We start from the raw sequence: 19,001 nt of genomic DNA, 5'->3' as shown, positions 1-19,001 counted from the left end.
GTTCCGACGCACCCACCCCATAGACGGCCCCCCGGTCCGGTCCCACGTTGGTGGTCTTGTACCCGGGGTGCGCGCCGATCTCACGGGGTGCGGCGTACGTCGATCACCTGGCCCGTCAGATCGGAGATGAGCAGGTCGATGGAGGTCTGGGCGACCGCGCGCGGGGACAGCAGGCTGGCGGGCGGCTCCTCGCCGAAGGCCCGGGAGCGCATGGGCGTGCCGGTGCGCTCGGGGTTGACGCAGTTGACGCGGACGCCATACTCGGCCCACTCGTCCGCGAGCGCCTGGGTGAGGTTCACCACGGCCGCCTTGGTGGAGGAGTAGAGGCTGTAGTCCGCGCGGCCCCTGGTGTAGGACGAGGAGGTGTAGAGCAGCAGGTGGCCCCGGGTCTCGCGCAGGTGGCGGATGGCGGCCCTGGCGATGTTGACCGGGCCGAGGTAGTTCACGCCGAGGGTCTCCTCGACGGTGAGGTCGTCCACCTCGCCGAGCTTGCCCATGTGGAGCACGCCCGCGGTGTTGATCACGTAGTCGACCCGGCCGCTCTCCTTCGCGGCGTGGTCCAGGGCGTCCGACACCGCGGCGGGGTCCTCCACGCGGACGCCGTTCTGGCTGCGGGAGAAGGAGTAGACGTTGGCCCCGTGCTCGCCGGCCAGGTCGACGACGTCGGCGCCGATGCCGTAGCTGCCGCCGAAGACGACCACGGTCCTGCCCATGAGCGCCCGCTGGTAGGCGGCCGGGCTCGCGGGCAGCGGCGCGGTGTTGGAGGAGAGCTGGAAGAGCTTGTCGGCGATGTAGACGTCGACCGGGTGGGTGACCTTCATGTTGTGCTCGCTGCCCGGCACGATGTAGATCGGGACGTCCGGCAGGTAACGCAGCACCACGCCGCAGTCGTCGGTGGCGGGCTGCCGTTCGAAGTCGGGGTCGGCGAAGGCGCGCTCGTACGCCTCCCTGATCACCGACAGCCGGAAGCACTGCGGGGTCTGGCCGCGCCGCAGGCGGGACCGGTCGGGAATGTCGCGGATGATCTCCCCTCGGGGACCGGGGACGGCCACCACGACCGTGTCGGACGAGGGGATCGCCACGTCGACCGCCGAGTACGTCTTCAGGGCCTCGACGCACTCGGAGATGATGCGCGGCTCCAGCAGCGGGCGGACCGCGTCGTGCAGGAGCACGTCGCACTCCTCGGTGCCCAGCGCCTGCAGGGCCCGCCAGGTCGACTCGGTGCGGCTCGCCCCGCCCTCGACCACCTTGCTCACCTTGTGGAAGCCGCAGCGTTTGACGATCTGCTCGACCTCGGCCGTGAAGCCGGGCGCCATCAGGACCACGATCTCGTCGATTTCGGGCGCCCCGTTGAAGATGGAGAGCGTGTGCTCGATGATCGTGCGCCCGGCGATCTTCAGGAGCTGCTTCGGGGTGTTCAGCCCGACGCGTTGCCCGATTCCGCCGGCGAGGACCACTCCGACGGTCCGCAGGCGTGGTTCCAGTGCGGCCAAGGTATGTCTTCCTTCAGTGACTCGTTCACGGCTGACCCTACTGATCACTACCCGGCGGCGGCACCCCGTCACCGGCGTGGGGTCCGGCGATTGCACCGCGTCACCGGGCGTGGACCCGATAACGTTCCGTCACCGGGGGTGCTCCCCGGTGAGCGCGGCCCGTGGCGGCGCGGTGGCGCTGACCAGCGGCGCGCCCGGCGAGGTGCCGATGGGATTGCAAGGCGTGTGACGGCTCGGTTACTTTGCGGGGTGGACGATCCCTGGTCGCGGAAGGAGACCCCGGTTGCCCGACTCCGCGTACCCTCCTCCTCCAAGGCCTCCCAGAAAGCCGTCCACGTCCACCAAGCCTCCCGCCGAGCCCTCCGAGAGGAAGGCGCCGGCCGTCGCCATCGTGCTCGCCACCATCCCGGCGAGCGGCCTGGCGTGTGCCGAGGGCACCCTGGCCGACCGGCTGGCCCGGCAGCTCGCCACGCTACATGTTCCCCGGCTGCACATCCTGACCAGGGCCTCACGCCTGCCCGCGCTGCCCGCCCGTCCAGCCGTGCTGGTCGCCGAGACCGCGCCCGACGTGACCGAAAGCCTCGGGCTCGCCGGAGACCTGCGGGCGGTGGCCGCGATCGCCCGGGCCGGTTCGGGACCGGTGGCCGTGCTCCCCGGCGACCTGGTGGCCCACACCGAGGCTCTCGCCCTGCTCCTGGCCGATCCCGCCCGTGGCACCGGGGCGCTGGTCTCCCCTGAGTCCGCCGGACGCGAAGGAACGGGCCTGGCGTGCCCGCCGATCCGCGCGGAGCGGGGGCGGGTGATCGCCGCGGGCAACTCCTTCCACACCGTGACCGGCGCCAACGGAGGCTTCCGCGGGGTGCTCCACGTGGGCGAGCCTGATCTGCCCGGCCTGGCCGAGGTCGCCGAGGAGCTCGCCGACCTGGTCCACGACCGGCGCCTCGGCGATGCGGGCGACACCGAGGTGGCCGACCTGCTGCTCGCCGGCCTCGTGCGCGTCGGCGTGCCCGTACGGGCCGCGCCGCTCGGGCGGTTGCACTGCCAGAGGGTCACCGACCAGCCCGGCGCCGACGCCGCCATCATCCGGCTGGGGGATGTCGACGAGAACCGCGCCCGCCTGGAGGCGGCCGTCAAATCCGACGACGGCTTCGTCGCGACCTACCTCGTCAGCTCGTGGTCGGGGCATGTGGTGCGGCTCGCGGCGAGGCTAGGGCTCACGCCCAACGCCGTCACGGGGCTCTCCGTCGGGCTGGCGGGCCTGGCGGCCGTCGCCTTCTCCGCCGGCGAGCGCCGCGCGCAGGTCGCGGGCGCGGTCCTGCTCTACCTGTCCTTCGTCCTCGACTGCGTGGACGGCCAGCTCGCCCGCTACACCCGCATGTTCTCGCCCCTCGGGGCCTGGCTGGACGCCACCTTCGACCGCGTCAAGGAGTACGTCGTCTACGTCGGGCTCGCCATCGGATATGCGGGCGGCCTCGACCAGGGGCCGTTGGGGCCGGGCGCCGTCTGGGCCCTGGCGGTGGCGGCCATGCTGGTCCAGGCGATCCGCCACATGATCGACTTCTGCTACGCCGCCGCCCGTGCGGACGCGGCGGGCACCGGTCCGGTCTGGGAGCGTCCCGGGCACGGGGGATCGCTCGGGCGGTCCGTCCCGCTCCGGCGTGATCCACCGGGCGGGCCTTGGAAGCCGGGCGTGTCCGGCCTGGCCGTCGCGCCGGCTCCGGCGGGGCCGGGCCGGGCGGACGGCGGCTCGGTCGTACGGCTCTCCGCGCGCCTCGACAGGAACACCATGTCCCGGTGGCTGAAGAAGATCATCGTTCTGCCCATCGGCGAGCGCATGGTGCTGATCGCGGTGACCGCGGCCCTGTTCAACGCGCGGGTGACCTTCCTGGCGCTGCTCGCCTGGGGCGGGCTGGCGGCGCTGTACACCCTGACCGGCCGGATCGCGAGGTCTCTATGATCATGACCAGGGTGCACATGGCGCCGGTGCCGCGCAGTTCCGTGGTGACCTATCGCGACGACGGGGTGCTGGCGCGCGGCATGGGCCTGCTCGTGGCGGGCCAGCTTCCCCCGCTGCCGCCCGCGGTCGCCGGAGCGTTCGTCACAGGGGTGATGCTGTTCCTCGGCGTCGCCGGGGCCGACGGTCCGTCGGTCTTCGCGCCCGCCGTCGCGCTGCTGCTGGCGGGTCCGGGCAGCTCCCACCCGCATGACGGGCGGCTCGACTGGCTGGTGCCACCGATCCTGCGGATCACGGAGTACGGCTTCATCGCGTGTGTGGGCTTCGCCTGGGACATGCCGAAGGCGCTGCTGTTCGCCCTGCTCGGTGCGATCCTGTTCCACCACTACGACGTCGTGTACCGGTGCCGGCAGCACGTCTACCCGCCCGCCTGGCTGGCCTCGGCCGGTCTCGGCTGGGAGGGCCGCATGCTGGTGGTCGCCATGGGAACCTTGCTCGGCGTGGTCGTGCCCGTGTTCGCCCTGCTCGCGCTGTACCTCACGGGGCTCTTCTGCTGGGAGAGCGTCACCTGCTGGCTCGCCGCGCCCCGATCCGGGGTCGAGGCGGCCGATCTCGGCGGGCAGGACTGACCGTGACGGCCGCACCGGCCCATGGGCTCATTGCCAACGATTGGTCTTGTTATGGAATAGGTGAACTCCGGATTACACGATCACCACCTGTAGGCAACTAACCTTTGGCCAACGGATTCAGGCTTGATTGAGGAGTGCACGTTGCTGGGAATGGTGCTGGCCGCCGGGGCCGGAAGACGCCTGCGGCCGTACACCGACACGCTGCCCAAGGCGCTCGTGCCGGTCGACGGAGAGACCACGATTTTGGACATCGCCCTGCGGAACCTCGCGGCGGTCGACCTGCGGGACGTGGTGGTCATCATCGGCTACGCCGCGCAGGCGGTGCACGACCGCAAGGCGGAGCTCGAGCGGCGGCACGACGTCAAGCTCACCCTCGTGCACAACGACAAGGCCGAGGAGTGGAACAACGCCTACTCCCTGTGGTGCGCGCGCGACCACTTCTCCGAGGGGGCGCTGCTGGTCAACGGCGACACCGTCCACCCGGTTTCGGTCGAGCGCACGCTGCTCGACGCGCCGGTGACCGGCGACATCCTCCTCGCGGTCGACAACGTCAAGTCGCTCGCCGACGAGGAGATGAAGGTCACGCTCGACGAGGCGGGCCACCTCCGGCGGATCACCAAGCTCATGGACCCGGCCGAGGCCTACGGCGAGTACATCGGCGCCACGTTGATCCGCCCGGGAGCCGCCGAGCGCCTCGCCGACGCGCTGAAGGCCACCTTCGAGCGCGACCCCCAGCTCTACTACGAGGACGGGTACGGCGAGATGGTGGCCCGCGGCGAGAAGATCGCCGTCGCTCCCATCGGCAAGGTCGCCTGGGTCGAAGTGGACAACCACGACGACCTCGCCAAGGCCCGGGAGATCGCGTGCACCTACTAGTCGCGCCGCCCTCGGGCCCACGGCTGGTCAGCGTCACGATCACGGTCCGGGAGAACGCATGCCCCTTCTAGCGCGAATGCTCATGGCCCCGCTGACCGTCGAGGTCCGCCGGGGCGCGGTGGCGCAGCTCGGGGCGCTGCTCGCCGACAGCCGCGTGGCCACCTCCGGCCGCGTCGCGGTCGCGGTCGGCGCCGGGCAGGGCGACCACATCTCCAGCATGATCGAGCCCACGCTGGGCGAGGCGGAGGTGTTCCGCGTCCCCGACGGTTCGGTCGACTCGGCCGTCTCCCTGGGCGCCGACCTGCGCAAGGGCGCGTACGAAGCCGTGGTGGGCATCGGCGGTGGCAAGACCATCGACGTGACCAAGTACGCCGCGTCGCTGGCCGGCATCCCCATGGTGGCCGTGGCGACCAACCTCTCCCACGACGGCATCTGCTCTCCCGTCTCCTCGCTGGAGCACGAGGGCGGCAAGGGGTCGTTCGGGGTCCCGATGCCGCTGGCGATCCTGGTCGACCTCGACTTCGTGCACGGCGCGCCCCCCTCCCTCGTACGGTCCGGCGTGGGCGACGTGATCAGCAACCTGTCGGCCATCGAGGACTGGCAGCTCGGCAACATGGAGCGGGGCGAGCCCATCGACGGCCTGGCGGTCGCCATGGCGCGCACCAGCGCCGAGGCCGTGCTCGGGCGCGGCGACTCGATCGAGTCCGACGCGTTTCTCACGGTTCTGGCCGAATCGCTGATCCTGTCGGGCATGTCGATGGTCGTCGCGGGATCGTCCCGTCCCAGCAGTGGCGGGGATCATGAGATCCTGCATGCCGTGGATCAGCTTTATCCAGGCTCCTCGAACCACGGCGAGATCGCCGGCATCGGGGCGGCCTTCTGTTTCTTCCTGCGGGAGGACGAGCACCGGCTGTCGCTGGTCTCCGACTGCCTGCGCAGCCACGACCTTCCTGTCATTCCCGGAGATGTCGGGCTGACGGCCGAGCAGTTCACCGCCGCGGTGATGCTGGCGCCGTCGACCCGTCCGGGGCGCTACACGATTCTCGAGCACCTGCGCCTCTCCGAGGCCGAAGTGCGCGACCGGGTGGAGGAATATGTCCGGGCCCTCGGTCATTGAGCTGCGCGCGGTCGCGCAGCCGCACACGACCATGCAACGCAACTCGGGCGAGCACTGGGCCGGCGCGCTCTACATGCGCAAGCTGTCGATCTACGTGACGTGGGCGCTGGCCCGCACACCGATCACGCCCAACCAGGTGACCGGCCTGATGATCGTGGCCGGGCTGCTCGCCGGCGTGGTGCTGGCCCTGCCGGGCCTGTGGGCGGCCGTCGCGGCCGCCGTCCTGATCCAGGTCTACCTGCTGCTCGACTGCTCCGACGGCGAGCTGGCGAGGTGGACCGCCCGCACCTCGATCACCGGGGTCTACCTCGACCGGGTCGGCCACTACTTCGCCGAGGCGGCCCTGCTGATCGGGCTCGGGTTCCGGGCCTCGGCCACGCTGCCCGACTGGTACACCGTGCTCGGCTTCGCGGCGGCGCTCGGAGCCATCCTGATCAAGTCGGAGACCGACCTGGTCGACGTCGCCCGCGCCCGCTCGGGCCTGGCGGCGACCACGGAGGCGGCGGCCGAGCAGTTCCAGTCGCCGCGGCTGCGCATGGCCAGGAAGGCCGCTGCGGCGCTGCGCTTCCACCGGGTGATACAGGCCGTAGAGTTGTCGATCATCGCCGTGTTCGCGGCCCTGTGGGACGCGGTGGCGGGTGGCCTGACGGCGACCCAGGTGCTGGTCATCGCGTGTGCCGTGTTCGCCGGGCTGCAGACGATTCTCCATCTCGTGAGCATCCTGGCGTCGAGGCGGCTTGCGTGAGATGAGAAACGATCGGAACCGGCGGCGGTCCTCCGGCGTCGTATCTCTGTCAAGGGCCACCGCCGGGCCAACAGTTGTTGTTTGGCGGGGGTTCCCTGACAGTTCCGATACGCTTATTTCGCAGTATGCAGATACAAGCTGGATTGCCCGCTCACACAGACTCGGTGATCATGACTACATGCGTTCTCCATGCGTCGGGGCGATGACGCGTTGAAGATCTCGTGTGTCATCCTCACCATGGGAAACCGGATCGCCGAGCTGGACCGGGCTGTCGAATCCGCGCTCACCCAGATAGACGGTGACGTCGAGGTCATCGTCGTCGGCAACGGCGCCGACGTGCCTCCGCTCGCCGAGGTCCCGCTGCCCGGGGCCGCGTCCGTGCGCACCGTACGCATCGCGCAGAACGTCGGCATCCCCGAAGGCCGCAACCACGGCGTCCGGGAGTGCACGGGTGACGTGGTGCTGTTCCTCGACGACGACGGCTGGTACGCCGACGGCAAGGTGGCCGCGCACGTCCGGGAACGCTTCGCGGCCGAGCCCGATCTCGCGGTGATCTCCTTTCGCGTCATGGACCCCGACGGCGGCGTCGGGCAGCGGCGCCACGTCCCCCGGCTGCGCGCCGGCGACCCGCAGCGCTCCTCACCGGTGACGACCTTCCTCGGCGGCGCGTGCGCGATCAGGCGTTCGGCGTTCCTGCAGGTCGGTGGCCTCCCTGGGCGGTTCTTCTACGCTCACGAGGAGACCGACCTGGCCTGGCGGCTCCTGGGGGAGGGCTACCGCATCGAGTACGACGCGGACGCCGTCATGTACCACCCGCAGGTCCCGCCGACGCGCCACGCCGAGTTCTACCGGCTGAACGCGCGCAACCGGGTCTGGCTGGCCCGCCGCAACCTTCCCTGGCCCCTGGCGGCGCTGTACCTCCTCGACTGGATCGTCCTGACGCTGCTGCGCGAGCGCTCCTCGCTGGCGATCAGATCCTGGTTCCGCGGCTTCAAGGAGGGCCTCCGGGAGCCCGCGGGCGAGCGCCGCCCGATGGCCTGGCGCACCGCCTGGCGCATGCTCCGCCTCGGCCGCCCTCCGATCGTCTGAACCTCGTACGCGCCTGACCCGTCCACCGCCTGCGTCCAGCCCCGCGGATCCAGGTCGGGGATCTCGTGCTAATCCGAGGTCCTCGTCCAGATCTGGTAGGAGCCGTCCCCGAAGGTGGTGGTGAACGGGAGCTCCGCGTAGAGGCGGTACCTGCCGCTGCTCGGCAGGGCCTTCGCGATGGCGGGATCGAACTTCGAGACTCCGGGTTTCTGCAGCACCACAAGGTTGTAGCGGCCGTCATCGATGGCTGCCGTATAGGCACCGGCACCGGTGTGCTTGACGCCCTTGGTATCGGTGTAGGCCAGGTGGTAGGTGCCTGTCCACTGATTCACCTTGGTGACGTTCTGGAAGTAGTAGGTGGGGACCTGCGCGATGTCCGCCAGGTACCGGCCCTCGCTGTTCACGTGTGGACGGAGCACGTTGACGAGCTTCGTCGAGTCGGGCCAGGTCGCGTAGCGCCACTGGGACTGCGCCATGCCGGAGGAGACCGCGAGCACGATGATCAGCAGACCGAGCGCGGTGCGGATGATCAGCAGGCCGACGGCGGTGGGGCGGGAACGCGGGCCGGTCGTGGTGCGGTGGAGGTACGGGCCGGTCATGGTGCGGTGGAGGTACGGGCCTGTTGTGGTGCGGTGGAGGTACGGGCCGACGATCCGGGAGAGGCCCAGCCCGGCCAGCGGTGCGAAGAAGAAGAGGCCGAACCCGACGTGCTTGTGGAGGGACACGGAGGTCGACAAGTGAATCTGGTAGGCCGGGGCGAGCAGACCCGTCCCGCAGAGCAGGAGGCACAGGATCGTGCGCCAGATCCTGCCCGGCTCTGTGCCAGTGGTCTTCTGGGCCGCTGCGGCGACCTCGCCGACCCGGCCGCGCCACACGTAGGACAGCGCCCCGAAGCACGCTAGGGCGAGGGCCGGCCCTATCCATTCGACGGAGACGTTGATCAGCGCGCTCGTGGCGTTGGTGCCGTGAGCACGGGAGGTGGTGGTGAACTGGATGCCCGCCAGGATGGAGCTGCCGTACAGCACCGTGCCGCCGATGGCACCCAGGGCGGCTGACAGCAGCACCCCGCGCCAGAGCGCGCGGGCGCCCCGATGGGGCCAGGCGACGAGGACGGCCAGGACAACGACCGTGGGGATGAACAGTCCGGCGGCGTACTTGGTGCAGAAGGCGAGGACCAGGATCGGTGCGGCGAACAGGACCGCGAACGGATTGGCCCGGTCGGTACACACCACGATCCAGGTGGCGAAGGCCAGCAGGAACAGGGCCGCGGAGTCGTAGGTCGCGAACCATCCCAGGACGATCGTCGACTGGGAGGCCACGAAGAGCACGGCCGCGAACAGGCCCGCGCGCTCGCTGAAGAGGCGGCGGGTGAGCGAATAGAGGAAGCCTGTGCAGGCAAGCATGAAGAACAGGCTCAGGGCGCGTGCCCCGGTCAGGCCGTAGAGATGGTCCATGGCCCCGGCGAGCACGGGATACAGCGAGGGTGAACCCGAGAAGGTGCTGGTGTACCAGGCGTTCACCGGAGCCCCGTGGAAGAGGTGGGCCAACTCCATGTGGCCGGCGGAGATGTACAGCGCCTCGTCCATGAAGGCGGTGTTGTGCAGTCGCACCGACAGCAGTGCCTGCACCACCATGATGAGGGCGAGGACAGCCCGGCGCACCCACGCGCGTTGGCGACCGCCCCGGGCGGACCACCCGGCCGCGGACACGCCGGCAGGTGTGTCGACGAGCGGGGCACCCGTGCTCTCCAGCACGCGCGGGGCCTCCTGGATCGACGAGCGGCTCGCCCGAGGCTCGTCCCCGGACCGCCGCGGAGGAGTGTGTCCGGTTCCGAAGGCTGGGGTGGTGATCTCAGGCTCCATCGGTCGCACGTCGTTGGAAGAAGTGTCTGGCCGGGGTCATGAGCCTCCTATCCTGCGTTCTCCTCGATGACCGCGCCGGTATTCGGCTTGCCGGAACTCTTGGCGACTGCGCGATTCGGTGATCAATCGACTGCGGTGACCGCAGGCCATAGCGTAGCCGCCCGGCGGTGACGCGCCAGGTCGGCTACGTGCTCACGAGTTCGGCCCGGCGGCGTGGAGCTCGAAGGTCGGTTTGATCAGCACGACGAGGCGGCTCGTGTGGCCACAGCCGAAGGCGGTGGCCAAACAGTGACGCGCGGAGAACTAGCGCTAACGGAATCGCATTACTCAGCTTATCGGCCTGCCGTACTCGCCGATCACGACGCCGCCCGAACACTCACTGAGGATTGGGAATGAGTAGGGGGCTACTCATGTGGGCGGGACCCGGTAAAAGCACCATGAGCCTTGAACGGTCATCTGGATGGTGACGACCACGAGACCGAAAGGCAAGAAAAATGAGTAGGGACGCAAAGGACCTTAGGGTCACTCTAGAGGCCGTAAGATGCTCGAAATCCGCAGGAGACCCCGGAGTCAATCTCGAGATCTATGGCCAGCTCGAGGCGCGGGGGGTGTTCATCAACGGCTCGGGAGATCCTGAGCCGGGATTCCGGGAGGTGCTGTGGAGCCAGAGCGAGGATGCCGGTGGGTTCAACATCGCCCCGAACACAGAGATACCCGTCAACAAGACCGCCGGGTTCGTCGTCTTCGAACGTGATTTCCTGTGGATCGGCGGCAAGATAGTCGAAGAGGATGATTTCTCTGACGACGTCCTGGGTGACGGATTCCGGAAAATACACTACAACGACATAAAGAGTGAGATCGTCACGGTCGGCTTCAACAGCGATGATCAAGAGATATTGGCGAGGTACAGAATAGAAATGGTGCGGGTCATCCCCAAGCTTGAGCCGTAGCTCGCGGGCTCCACAGGCGGAAGCGGCCGCGACGAAGTCCTCGACGTCGGCCGCGGCGCCCGGGCTTCCAGATTCGTCCTTGGTAGTCGCCGGCGGGCTTGACTGGCACGGATCGCCACCAGCTGCTGCGTCGCGGCGGGCAGGGTCGAATCGGCCACGACCTTGCCCGCGGAAACGATGTACTTCAGGAACTTCGCCGCGACCGGGTGGCCGAGGTAGTTGATACGGGGGGCCATGCTGATCTCCTTGCCGTGTCGGCTGCTCCACCTCGCTGACGAAATAGCACGGCAAGATGTGACAGCCGACCGAAGGAACGTACCTACGGGTTGGTCCGGGCCGAGGGTTGATGTGTCGTCACGGGGCGGTCGGGGGCCGAGGCTTCTGCGCGGTCTGGGGCCGGATAGTCCTTGACGGTCATCGAGTCGTGCAGGCGCAGGCCCTTGGAGTTGAGCTTGGCGAGGGCCCGGCCGATCGAGACGGGCAGCGCGGAGATCAGCCGTGCGCCCTGGGCCAGGGCCCAGACGCCGAGCCGGGAGGCCGGGATGATGGTCTTGGCGGCGCCCAGCGCGAACGCGCGGCTGTCCCGCACCGGCTCGGCCATCTGGCGTTCGTAGGCGGCGAAGGCGCGCTCGTGATCGCCTCCGGCCTCGGCCAGTTCGCCTGCCAGCACGTACGCACCAAGGACGGCCAGGCTGGTGCTGCCGCCGACGGCGGGACCAGGGCAGTAGCCCGCATCGCCGACGAGCGTCACGCGTCCGCGCGACCAGGTGTCCATGCGGAGCTGGGTGATGGAGTCGAAGTAGAACGCCGGGGTGCGGTCGAGCTCGTCGAGCCAGTGGTCGACGTCGCTGTGCATCCCTTGGAACCTCTCCCGCAGCAACTCCTTCTGCCGCCGTACGTCCCTGTGGTGGTAGTCGAGCCGGCGTTCGCTCCTGAACAGGAAGACCGCCCGCGCGTCGCTCATGTGCCGTGCGCGGTAGAGCCCGGCGGAGCGCCCGGCGCCGAGGTGGCCGAAGTATCCGCCGTCGGGGGTCAGCTCGCCAGGCATCGTCGCCACCGCCAGGTAGGCCCCGATGAACGCGGCGAAGTTCGACTCCTCACCGAAGACCAGGCGGCGCACGTTCGAGTGCAGCCCGTCGGCGCCGAGCACGAGGTCGAAGCGGCGCGGCGCCCCGTTCTCGAACGTCACCTCGCCGTCGGCGGAGATGGAGGTGATGGAGTCGTCGAAGACGTACTCGACGTCGTCGCGCGTGGCGTCGTAGTAGATCTCGCTCAGGTCGTCCCGCATGATCTCGACGTGCCGGTCGGAGGTGGCGCCGAACACCTTGGTGAGGTCGACGATCAGGGGTCGCTCGACGCCTTCCCTGAAGACGGTCATCCGGCTCGCCCCCGTGGCCATCTCCTCGATGCGGGGCAGCACGCCCATCTTCTCGGAGATGTTCATGGCGGGCCGGAACAGGTCGACGGCATGGCCGCCTGTCTTTCGCAGCGTGGGCGCGCGCTCGACCACCGTCACGGTGAACCCGTACCTGGTGAGCCAGTACGCCAGAACCGGCCCGGCGACACTCGCGCCGGAGATGAGGATCCGCATGACACCGCTCCTTACTTAACGATAGGTAAGCATAGCGCATAACTTACCTATCGTTAAGTCAGATAACCTGGGAAGCGTGCCACGACCTTCCGACACCAAGCAGCGCATCCAGGCGGTCGCCCGCGAGCTCTTCACCCGGCAGGGGGTGCAGAAGACGAGCCTGCAGGAGATCGCCGACCGGCTGGGGATCACCAAACCGGCGCTGTACTACCACTTCGACTCACGCGAGGACCTGGTGCGCAGCATCGTGCAGCCGCTGATCGAGGAAGGAGAGGCGTTCGTCACGCAGCAGGAGACACTGGGCGAGGTGGAACCCCGTGCTCTGCTCGAAGGCTATTTCGACTTCCACTACAGGCACCGCGACGAGCTTATGATCGTGCTCACCGAGCTCACCACGCTGGCCGAGCTGGGCATGATCGAGATGGTGCTGACCTGGCGAGCGCGACTCATAACGCTGCTGTTCGGCCCGGAGCCCACGTTGGCGCAGTCGACCCGCGCGGTGGTGGCACTCGGCGGACTCCAAGACTGCACGATCCAATTCCCCCAAGTCCCGGCCGGCGACCTACGCCAAGCCGCGGTCGACGCGGCCTACGGCGCACTGAGTCTCCAGCGCTAGCATCCGGACCCCGGCGACTCAGTGCCTCAGGGGCGGGGGTGTCTCGGGAAAGTAGTGGTGAAGTGGGCTCTGAACAGGGGATTTACCTCATCGCCGTTGAGCGGGCCGACGTGATGTTCTAGAATCGCACATGTGACCGTGGAAGACAGCGACTGGGTGGGGGGGCAGGTCGCCGACGCTCGCCGTCGGGCCGGGCTGACGCAAGCGGACCTCGCCGCGATGATCTCACTCGACAGATCGGCGCTCACGAAGATCGAGAACGGGTCGCGACGTGTCTCCGCGTTGGAGCTTGCGCGCATCGCCGACGCTCTGGGTGAGCGGATCGAGTGGTTCGTCAAGCAGGCGCCTGCTGCGATCGTGTCTCATCGCAACCTCCAAGAGCCGGGAGCGGTAAGTCCCAAAATCGATCGATTGGTGGAGCAGGTCGCCCGGCACGTCGAGTTCGTCCTGGCCCACGACGAGAGGCTGACGCTCGACACCCCCTGTCGGGCGCGGCCGGATTCTGGGGAAAGTGCCGAACGATCGGCCGCCGAGGCCCGTAAGCTGCTGGGGCTGGATTCGGATGAGCCCTTTTCCAACGTATCCGGGAAAGCGGCCGACATCGGCCTTCTTGTGTTCAGTTTCGATCTGGGAGCCGATGCGGCGGATGCTGCGTCGATCATGCTGGGCGAGGGCGGAGTAGCCATCATCAATGGAGGTCTCCGTATCGGGCGTCGCCGTCTGGCCACCGCTCACGAGCTGGGCCACTACCTGTTCCAGGATGAGTACACCGTCGACTGGCGTATCGCCGAGCAAGATGGCGATGATGCGTGGGAGTCACGTCTCGACCGCTTCGCCCGTGCCCTTTTGCTGCCCCCGAGGGGGCTCAGGGAATCGTGGGCCAGGCTCAGGAGGAACGGCGACCTGCGGACCACCGCAGTGAGGGTCGGCAGTGCTTTCCAAGTGGACATGTCCACTTTGGCGCGCCGGCTGCTGGAGCTCGGCATTGTCGGGCCATCTGACGCCAAGCAGGTTCGCATGGTCCGCACGACCAAAGCCGACATCGTCGAGTTGAACCTGGTGGTGCCAGACGAGTTGGCTCCGCCGTATCTGGCAAAACCGTATATCGAGTCGGTTCTACGGTTGTACCGCAACGCCACTGTCTCCACGGCTCGCGCGACCGACCTGCTCATGGACACGTGGAACGAGGACGACCTGCCGGTGCTTCCCCAACTTCCCGACAGCGCCATCTGGCAATTCGTCTCCTGATCACCCGTGGACGTCCATGAAGTACTCGTGTTCGACACGGGTCCGCTCAGCCATTTCGCGATCAACAACTGGCTTGGTCCGCTGAAAGCCGTCGTGGGCGGGCGCCGGGCGCTGATACCCGATGTCGTCGTAGACGAACTACGGGCAGGGGCGGCCAGGCATCACAGCATCACAGCCGTGCTGAACGCACCCTGGATCGAACATTACGAGCTACGCGGAAGGGAGGAGATCACGGCCTTCGGCCGGTTTTCTGAGCTCCTGGTAAGAAAGGAGCGTAACCGGGGAGAGGCGGGAGTATTGGCCCTCGCTTCTACTGTGGGCGGGGTTGCCGTCGTGGACGATCGTGCCGCGCGTAAAGCCGCCGAATCCCACAAAATCAAGACTCGCCCCACTCTCGCTCTTCTGTGCGACGCCATCAGGCAAGGCCTGCTCACGCCTATGCTGGTCGGTGAGCTCGCTGATGACCTTCTTGCCAGCGAGTACCACCTTCCTTTTGGCCCGGGCGGATTCGTCACCTGGGCCACGGAGAACGGTCTCATTCACTAATCCCGCTGAAGTCCCATGGGGACGGGAGCTCGGCTTCATGTGTGGTCTCGCCTTCGCGCTGGGTGCGCTCACCACGGCTCCGGGTAGGGCGCCAGCGTGGGGGCCGTTAGGCCCCTGGGAAGCACGCCCGAGCCGGAGGCGAGGACCGTTTCATGGTCGGGCGTGCGGTGTTTCATGGTCGGGCGTGCGGTGTTTCATGGTCGGGCGTGCGGTGTTTCGCGGTCGGGTGTGAAGCGTCTTGCTGTCGGGTGTGAAGCGTCTTGCTGTCGGGCGTGCGGTGTTTCGCGGTTGGGCGTGGAGCGTGGGCGTGTCGATGAGCGGTTCAGAGCTGGATGGGGTTGTCGAAGGTCATTTTCAGGTGGGACACCGTGGTGGTCATCAGGGCTCGTTTGGGGAGGCCTAGTTCGCTGAGTTCCTTGGCCACGGGGTGGTTGCCCAGCCTGATCAGCGCACCGCCGGGGCGGCTGCGCACGCCGTGGGGGCGCATCGTCCAGCGGGTGCGCCGGGTCACGCCGTCGCGATGGGAGTAGGCGTCCATCGGGGCCGATGAGCCGGGCACGGGCATCCCCGGACGGATCAGCAGGTCGAGGACGAGCCGGCCGTCCTTGCGCAGGATGCAGCGCTTGTACGGCGAGGACATCCGGATGTCGATCTCGGCGAGTTCTTTGGGGAAGCCCCAGATCGAGCGGCCCGCCTCCAGGGTGAACCCCTGGTCGACCGGGAGCCAGTGGATGAACGCTCCGGTGCCGTGCCGGCCGAGGTCCTTCAGCCCGGACAGCACGCTGCGCGGCGGCGGGTGCCCGGCACCCGGTGGCCGGATCATGAAGGCCACCCCGAACTCGTTGTAGGAGTCGAGGTCGCTGTCGACGTAGCGGACGAACACCAGCGTGCACAGCGCCTTGCCCGGCAGCACTTCGGTGATGTCGAGATCGGAATAGGCCAGCACGGCCCGGGCGGCGTCGGCCCGCACGAGGTACATCGCACTGCAGACCGTGGCGTCCCTGACTTCCACGGGCATGCTGACCCGGCGCCCCTGAATGAAGTGGCTAGCCATACCGATAAGTACACCAATCCGCGGTGCAGGGCGCCAGCCGTAGAAGGGGTGGAGCGTCGGCCGGCGGCGACGCGGGTGGAGGGTCAGGCGATGGCACCGGTGGAGCGGCGGGTGGCGGTTGGGGTGGTGGGTCAGGGGGCGGTACCGGTGGAGCGGCGGGTGGCGGTTCGGGTGGAGGGGCGGGTGGCGGTTGGGGTGGTGGGTCAGGCGGCGACGACGCGGTGGACGGTGGGGGCCGGGACGTGTACCGCCCACTGCTCCAGCTTGGCGACGAAGTCGCGTGCGTGGTCGGGCCAGTGGTAGTGGCCCCGGGCCTCGGCGTACCCCCGGGCGCCCATGGTGGCCCGCCGCTCGGGGTCGTCGCGCAGCCGCAGTACGGCCTGCGTCACCGCCTCGACGTCACCATAGGGGACGATCACGCCGCAGTCCGTACGGCCCACGATCGAGGCCGCCATGGGCAGCGGGGTGGTGATCACCGGCAGACCCCTGGCCATGTACTCGATGACCTTGGTGGGTAGGGACTGGCGGTAGTTGGGAACGTCGTGCAGCAGCGAGAGTCCCGCGAGCGCCCCCTGCGCCATGCGCAGCGCGTGGCTGTTCGGCACGTAGCCGAACCAGTCGAGCAGGCCGACCCGCTGGGCGTCGCGCAGCATCGGGCGCACCGTGGCGTCGGCGGCGCCGATCAGATCCAGCCGGATCCCGTGCGGCCGCAGGCTGTGGGCGAGCTCGATCATCTCGCTGACGCCCCTGGCGTGCGAAAGGTGGCCGACGTAGACGACCCGGTTGTCCCCGGGCAGCGGCGGCGGCGTGGCGGGCACGTAGGTGGTGTTGGGGACCACCAGGTGGTTGCCGGTGAACCGGTCCCGGTAGGCGGCCTCGGCCAGGATCAGGCGGACGCGGCGCTCCGCCCGCCTCTCGACCCCGTTGATCAGGTGGGGCAGCATCCTGCGCGCGACCTCGGGAAGGTAGGCCTTGGTGCCAAGGGAGCCGACGAGGTCCTCGTGCACGTCCCATACGGTCGTCGGGCGCCGTCGTGGCAGGGCGAACAGCAGCTCGACGTCGTGGACGAGCAGCAGGTCGGCGTCCTTGGCGCCCTTGCGCAGCGCGCCGCGCGCCGCGCTGAGCGCGTGGCCACGGTGCAGGCCCACGGCGCGTGGCACGTCTATGGCGTGGATCTCCGGGGGCGGAGTGACGTTGCAGTGGGTGAACGGCGCGACATAGGTCACCTCGTGCCCGGCTTCCAGCAACGCGCGGATCTGCCGGTGCATGATCCGGGCGTCCTCCGGGTGGTGGACGATCGTGCCGACACATACCTTCATATGTCGATGCTGAGCGGCGTTCCCTTCCTGCCAGGATGCGCACCGTTAATGAGGGGGGAAATGCCGCTGAACATCCGCTCTGAGATCCGTAAGCAGGTGGCCTACGAGGAGGGTCTGCGGTAGAGCCACACGAGGCGTGGTTCCAGCAGCCACTTGAAGAGCGTACGGGTCTCCGGCAGGCACAGGACGATCGCGAGGGCGAAGCAACTGCTGCTGATCGCCAGGACGCCCAGCGGCCCGTGCAGCCACGGGACCTCCAGCCATCCCATCTCCTTGGCGATGAGCACGGGCACGCCGTGGAGCAGGTAGCAGTAGAGCGTGCGGGTGCCGAGATCGGAGAACCAGGTGTTCCTGCGCGGCACCAGCGCGAGGACGGCGACCGAGACCGTCAGGGCGGCGACCAGCAGGCCCGCGCGCATGCCCATGCCCAGCCACCACGACAGGTTGAGCTCGGCGTAGCTGTCCTTGTAGTAGATGGGTTCGAGCGGCACGTAGGGGGCGAGCAGGATGGCCACGCCGGCGGCCCCGATGAGCACGCCGACCGACAGGATCTTCACCCAGACGCGGTTCAGCAGGTCGAAGTGCCGCGGCTGGAGCCAGAGGCCGAGCACGAAGAACGGCATGAGGCCGAAGAACCGGTCCATGCTGAAGTCACCGGGCAGGTCGGACAGCCCCGCGAGCAGATAGACGGCGACGGCGATCGGCAGGGGGTAGCGCATGCGCTTCCATACCGGCGTGGACAGCCGCCAGAGCAGCAGGGCGAGGAGATACCAGTTGAGCCAGGCCGGGTCGATGATCGTCAGGCTCCACTTGTGACCGAGCGCGAAGCGGAGCACGGCGTAGACGATCTCCACGATCACGTACGGCACCAGGAAGGTGTCGACCAGCTTGTTCGTCTTGGCGTTGGAGTTCCAGAAGTTCCTGCTCAGGTAGCCGCTGATGATGACGAACAGCGGCATGTGGAACACGTAGATGAACAGGTAGGCCGAGCGCGAGGAGTGCGTCGCCAGCGTGGGCACCAGGGAGTGCCCGGTCACCACGAGGGCGATCAGCACGAACTTCACGTTGTCGAGGTACGGCTCGCGGGCACGTTTGGCCGGCGCGGGCGCGGGGGCCTCCACGGCCGCCGGGGGCTCGGGCTGGTCCCACAGGTGGTTCCTGCCGTGTGTGGGCTCCGCGTCGCCTGACCAGGTGGACGGAGCCTTCCCTGACCAGGTGGGGGCGGCCTCGGCCGGGGCTTCGGTGACCGGCCGCCGCTGCCAGTACGAGAAACCGTCGGAGGCGGAGGCCTGCGGCTGCTCCTGCGGCCTGGGAGGCGCTTCCCACGCCGGCACTCCGGACCTGGGGAGGTCGCCGCCGGGTGCGGCAGGCGACGGCGCCGCACCCGGACCCGTACGGACCGGTGAGGGCGCCGTTCCCGGAGCCGTGTGGGCTGCAGAGGGCGCCGTTCCCGGAGCCGTGCGGGCCGGAGGCGCGTCGGCGACGGCTCGGGGAGGCGGTGGCTCGGTCCAGGTGGGCCTGTCGAAGGTGAAGGTCTCGGGATCGTCGTCGGCGGCCGCGGGACCGGCCTGCTCGGCGTGCCGGCCACGATCGGAATGCCGGGCGCGGCCGGGCTCCTCGGGGTTCCCGGCATGCTCGGGGACGGGCCACAGCGGTTCCCTGGCGGCGTGCTCGCCCCCATGGGGCCGGTGGCGTTCCCACGAGCCGGTGGGTGGCGCGGCGTAGTCGGGAACGGGCCAGCGGGCCGTGGGCGCATCCTCGCCGGTGTCCGGCTCCCCGCCGGGGTCCAAGGGCGCCTGCCCCCGGTCGCCGGGGGCCTTGGCCTCGTCGGCGTCGGTGGAGACGCCGTCGGTGCGTGGAGCCGGAACCTGGAAGGAGGATCTGGTGTCACTCACGGGGGAAACGCTCAGCT

At 68.8% G+C, this 19,001-nt stretch carries 16 protein-coding genes; 10 read left to right on the top strand and 6 right to left on the bottom strand.

Annotated elements, in window-relative coordinates:
- Positions 1-80: 80 nt before the first annotated feature.
- Positions 81-1,493: an SDR family NAD(P)-dependent oxidoreductase gene (locus ABD810_RS29240; RefSeq protein WP_344947542.1), complete on the bottom strand. Its 1,413-nt coding sequence runs from the start codon at positions 1,491-1,493 to the stop codon at positions 81-83.
- A 283-nt stretch (positions 1,494-1,776) separates the two neighbouring features.
- Between ABD810_RS29240 and ABD810_RS29235 the strand changes: the two genes are divergently transcribed.
- The 6 genes from ABD810_RS29235 to ABD810_RS29210 all read left to right on the top strand — a co-directional run bounded on the left by ABD810_RS29235 (position 1,777) and on the right by ABD810_RS29210 (position 7,903).
- The gene (locus tag ABD810_RS29235) at positions 1,777-3,450 is read left to right on the top strand and encodes a CDP-alcohol phosphatidyltransferase family protein (protein WP_344947539.1); all 1,674 of its coding nucleotides are present in this window, start codon (positions 1,777-1,779) and stop codon (positions 3,448-3,450) included.
- Between the two features lie 2 nt (positions 3,451-3,452).
- Positions 3,453-4,076 (top strand): DUF5941 domain-containing protein, encoded by a 624-nt coding sequence (locus ABD810_RS29230; RefSeq protein ID WP_344947536.1) that lies wholly within the window; start codon positions 3,453-3,455, stop codon positions 4,074-4,076.
- A 141-nt stretch (positions 4,077-4,217) separates the two neighbouring features.
- Positions 4,218-4,952 (top strand): phosphocholine cytidylyltransferase family protein, encoded by a 735-nt coding sequence (locus ABD810_RS29225; protein ID WP_344947858.1) that lies wholly within the window; start codon positions 4,218-4,220, stop codon positions 4,950-4,952.
- 76 nt (positions 4,953-5,028) lie between these two features.
- A complete protein-coding gene (locus tag ABD810_RS29220) occupies positions 5,029-6,069 on the top strand; it encodes an iron-containing alcohol dehydrogenase family protein (RefSeq protein ID WP_344947855.1) in 1,041 nt (346 codons plus the stop codon).
- A complete protein-coding gene (locus ABD810_RS29215) occupies positions 6,047-6,814 on the top strand; it encodes a CDP-alcohol phosphatidyltransferase family protein (RefSeq protein ID WP_344947533.1) in 768 nt (255 codons plus the stop codon). Before ABD810_RS29220 ends, ABD810_RS29215 begins: the two co-directional genes overlap by 23 nt.
- Positions 6,815-7,003: 189 nt before the next feature.
- Positions 7,004-7,903, top strand: coding sequence for a glycosyltransferase family 2 protein (locus tag ABD810_RS29210; protein WP_344947530.1), 900 nt, complete (start codon positions 7,004-7,006; stop codon positions 7,901-7,903).
- A 68-nt stretch (positions 7,904-7,971) separates the two neighbouring features.
- Here ABD810_RS29210 and ABD810_RS29205 read toward each other — a convergent pair whose 3' ends face one another.
- A complete protein-coding gene (locus tag ABD810_RS29205; RefSeq protein WP_344947527.1) occupies positions 7,972-9,657 on the bottom strand; it encodes an ArnT family glycosyltransferase in 1,686 nt (561 codons plus the stop codon).
- A gap of 602 nt (positions 9,658-10,259) precedes the next feature.
- Between ABD810_RS29205 and ABD810_RS29200 the strand changes: the two genes are divergently transcribed.
- Entirely contained in the window at positions 10,260-10,715 is a 456-nt protein-coding gene (locus ABD810_RS29200) for a hypothetical protein (RefSeq protein WP_344947524.1), read from the top strand.
- Positions 10,716-11,034: 319 nt separating this feature from the next.
- Here the strand turns inward: ABD810_RS29200 and ABD810_RS29195 are convergent, their stop codons facing one another.
- Positions 11,035-12,306 carry an FAD-dependent monooxygenase gene (locus ABD810_RS29195; protein ID WP_344947521.1) on the bottom strand — a complete coding sequence of 424 codons (1,272 nt, stop codon included), beginning with the start codon at positions 12,304-12,306 and terminating at the stop codon, positions 11,035-11,037.
- Between the two features lie 76 nt (positions 12,307-12,382).
- On the opposite strand from ABD810_RS29195, the gene ABD810_RS29190 reads away from it, so the two are divergent.
- From ABD810_RS29190 to ABD810_RS29180, 3 genes are all read left to right on the top strand, one after another.
- Positions 12,383-12,922 carry a TetR/AcrR family transcriptional regulator gene (locus ABD810_RS29190; RefSeq protein ID WP_344947518.1) on the top strand — a complete coding sequence of 180 codons (540 nt, stop codon included), beginning with the start codon at positions 12,383-12,385 and terminating at the stop codon, positions 12,920-12,922.
- A 132-nt stretch (positions 12,923-13,054) separates the two neighbouring features.
- On the top strand, positions 13,055-14,170 hold the full coding sequence (locus ABD810_RS29185; protein ID WP_344947515.1) for a helix-turn-helix domain-containing protein: 1,116 nt from the start codon (positions 13,055-13,057) through the stop codon (positions 14,168-14,170).
- Between the two features lie 27 nt (positions 14,171-14,197).
- Complete coding sequence (locus ABD810_RS29180) at positions 14,198-14,716, top strand: PIN domain-containing protein (RefSeq protein WP_344947512.1); 519 nt, start codon at positions 14,198-14,200, stop codon at positions 14,714-14,716.
- 322 nt (positions 14,717-15,038) lie between these two features.
- Here ABD810_RS29180 and ABD810_RS29175 read toward each other — a convergent pair whose 3' ends face one another.
- From ABD810_RS29175 to ABD810_RS29165, 3 genes are all read right to left on the bottom strand, one after another.
- Positions 15,039-15,734 carry an acetoacetate decarboxylase family protein gene (locus tag ABD810_RS29175; RefSeq protein WP_344947509.1) on the bottom strand — a complete coding sequence of 232 codons (696 nt, stop codon included), beginning with the start codon at positions 15,732-15,734 and terminating at the stop codon, positions 15,039-15,041.
- A gap of 239 nt (positions 15,735-15,973) precedes the next feature.
- On the bottom strand, positions 15,974-17,089 hold the full coding sequence (locus ABD810_RS29170; RefSeq protein WP_344947506.1) for a glycosyltransferase: 1,116 nt from the start codon (positions 17,087-17,089) through the stop codon (positions 15,974-15,976).
- A gap of 101 nt (positions 17,090-17,190) precedes the next feature.
- Positions 17,191-18,984: an acyltransferase family protein gene (locus tag ABD810_RS29165; protein ID WP_344947503.1), complete on the bottom strand. Its 1,794-nt coding sequence runs from the start codon at positions 18,982-18,984 to the stop codon at positions 17,191-17,193.
- Between the last annotated feature and the right edge of the window lie 17 nt (positions 18,985-19,001).

Origin of the sequence: Sphaerisporangium flaviroseum (assembly GCF_039537005.1) — a bacterium.
Classification (GTDB): Bacteria; Actinomycetota; Actinomycetes; order Streptosporangiales; family Streptosporangiaceae; genus Sphaerisporangium; species Sphaerisporangium flaviroseum.
The sequence above is the reverse complement of the archived record's forward strand: the minus strand, read 5'-3'. Positions and strand labels throughout refer to the sequence as shown.

Bases quoted from the DNA above. Each gene is read 5' to 3' on its own strand.
- ABD810_RS29210 (WP_344947530.1), top strand. From the start codon at position 7,004: ATGCGTCGGGGCGATGACGCGTTGAAGATCTCGTGTGTCATCCTCACC.
- ABD810_RS29170 (WP_344947506.1), bottom strand. From the start codon at position 17,089: ATGAAGGTATGTGTCGGCACGATCGTCCACCACCCGGAGGACGCCCGG.
- ABD810_RS29220 (WP_344947855.1), top strand. From the start codon at position 5,029: ATGCTCATGGCCCCGCTGACCGTCGAGGTCCGCCGGGGCGCGGTGGCG.
- ABD810_RS29175 (WP_344947509.1), bottom strand. From the start codon at position 15,734: ATGCCCGTGGAAGTCAGGGACGCCACGGTCTGCAGTGCGATGTACCTC.
- ABD810_RS29215 (WP_344947533.1), top strand. From the start codon at position 6,047: ATGTCCGGGCCCTCGGTCATTGAGCTGCGCGCGGTCGCGCAGCCGCAC.
- ABD810_RS29195 (WP_344947521.1), bottom strand. From the start codon at position 12,306: ATGCGGATCCTCATCTCCGGCGCGAGTGTCGCCGGGCCGGTTCTGGCG.
- ABD810_RS29200 (WP_344947524.1), top strand. From the start codon at position 10,260: ATGAGTAGGGACGCAAAGGACCTTAGGGTCACTCTAGAGGCCGTAAGA.
- ABD810_RS29230 (WP_344947536.1), top strand. From the start codon at position 3,453: ATGACCAGGGTGCACATGGCGCCGGTGCCGCGCAGTTCCGTGGTGACC.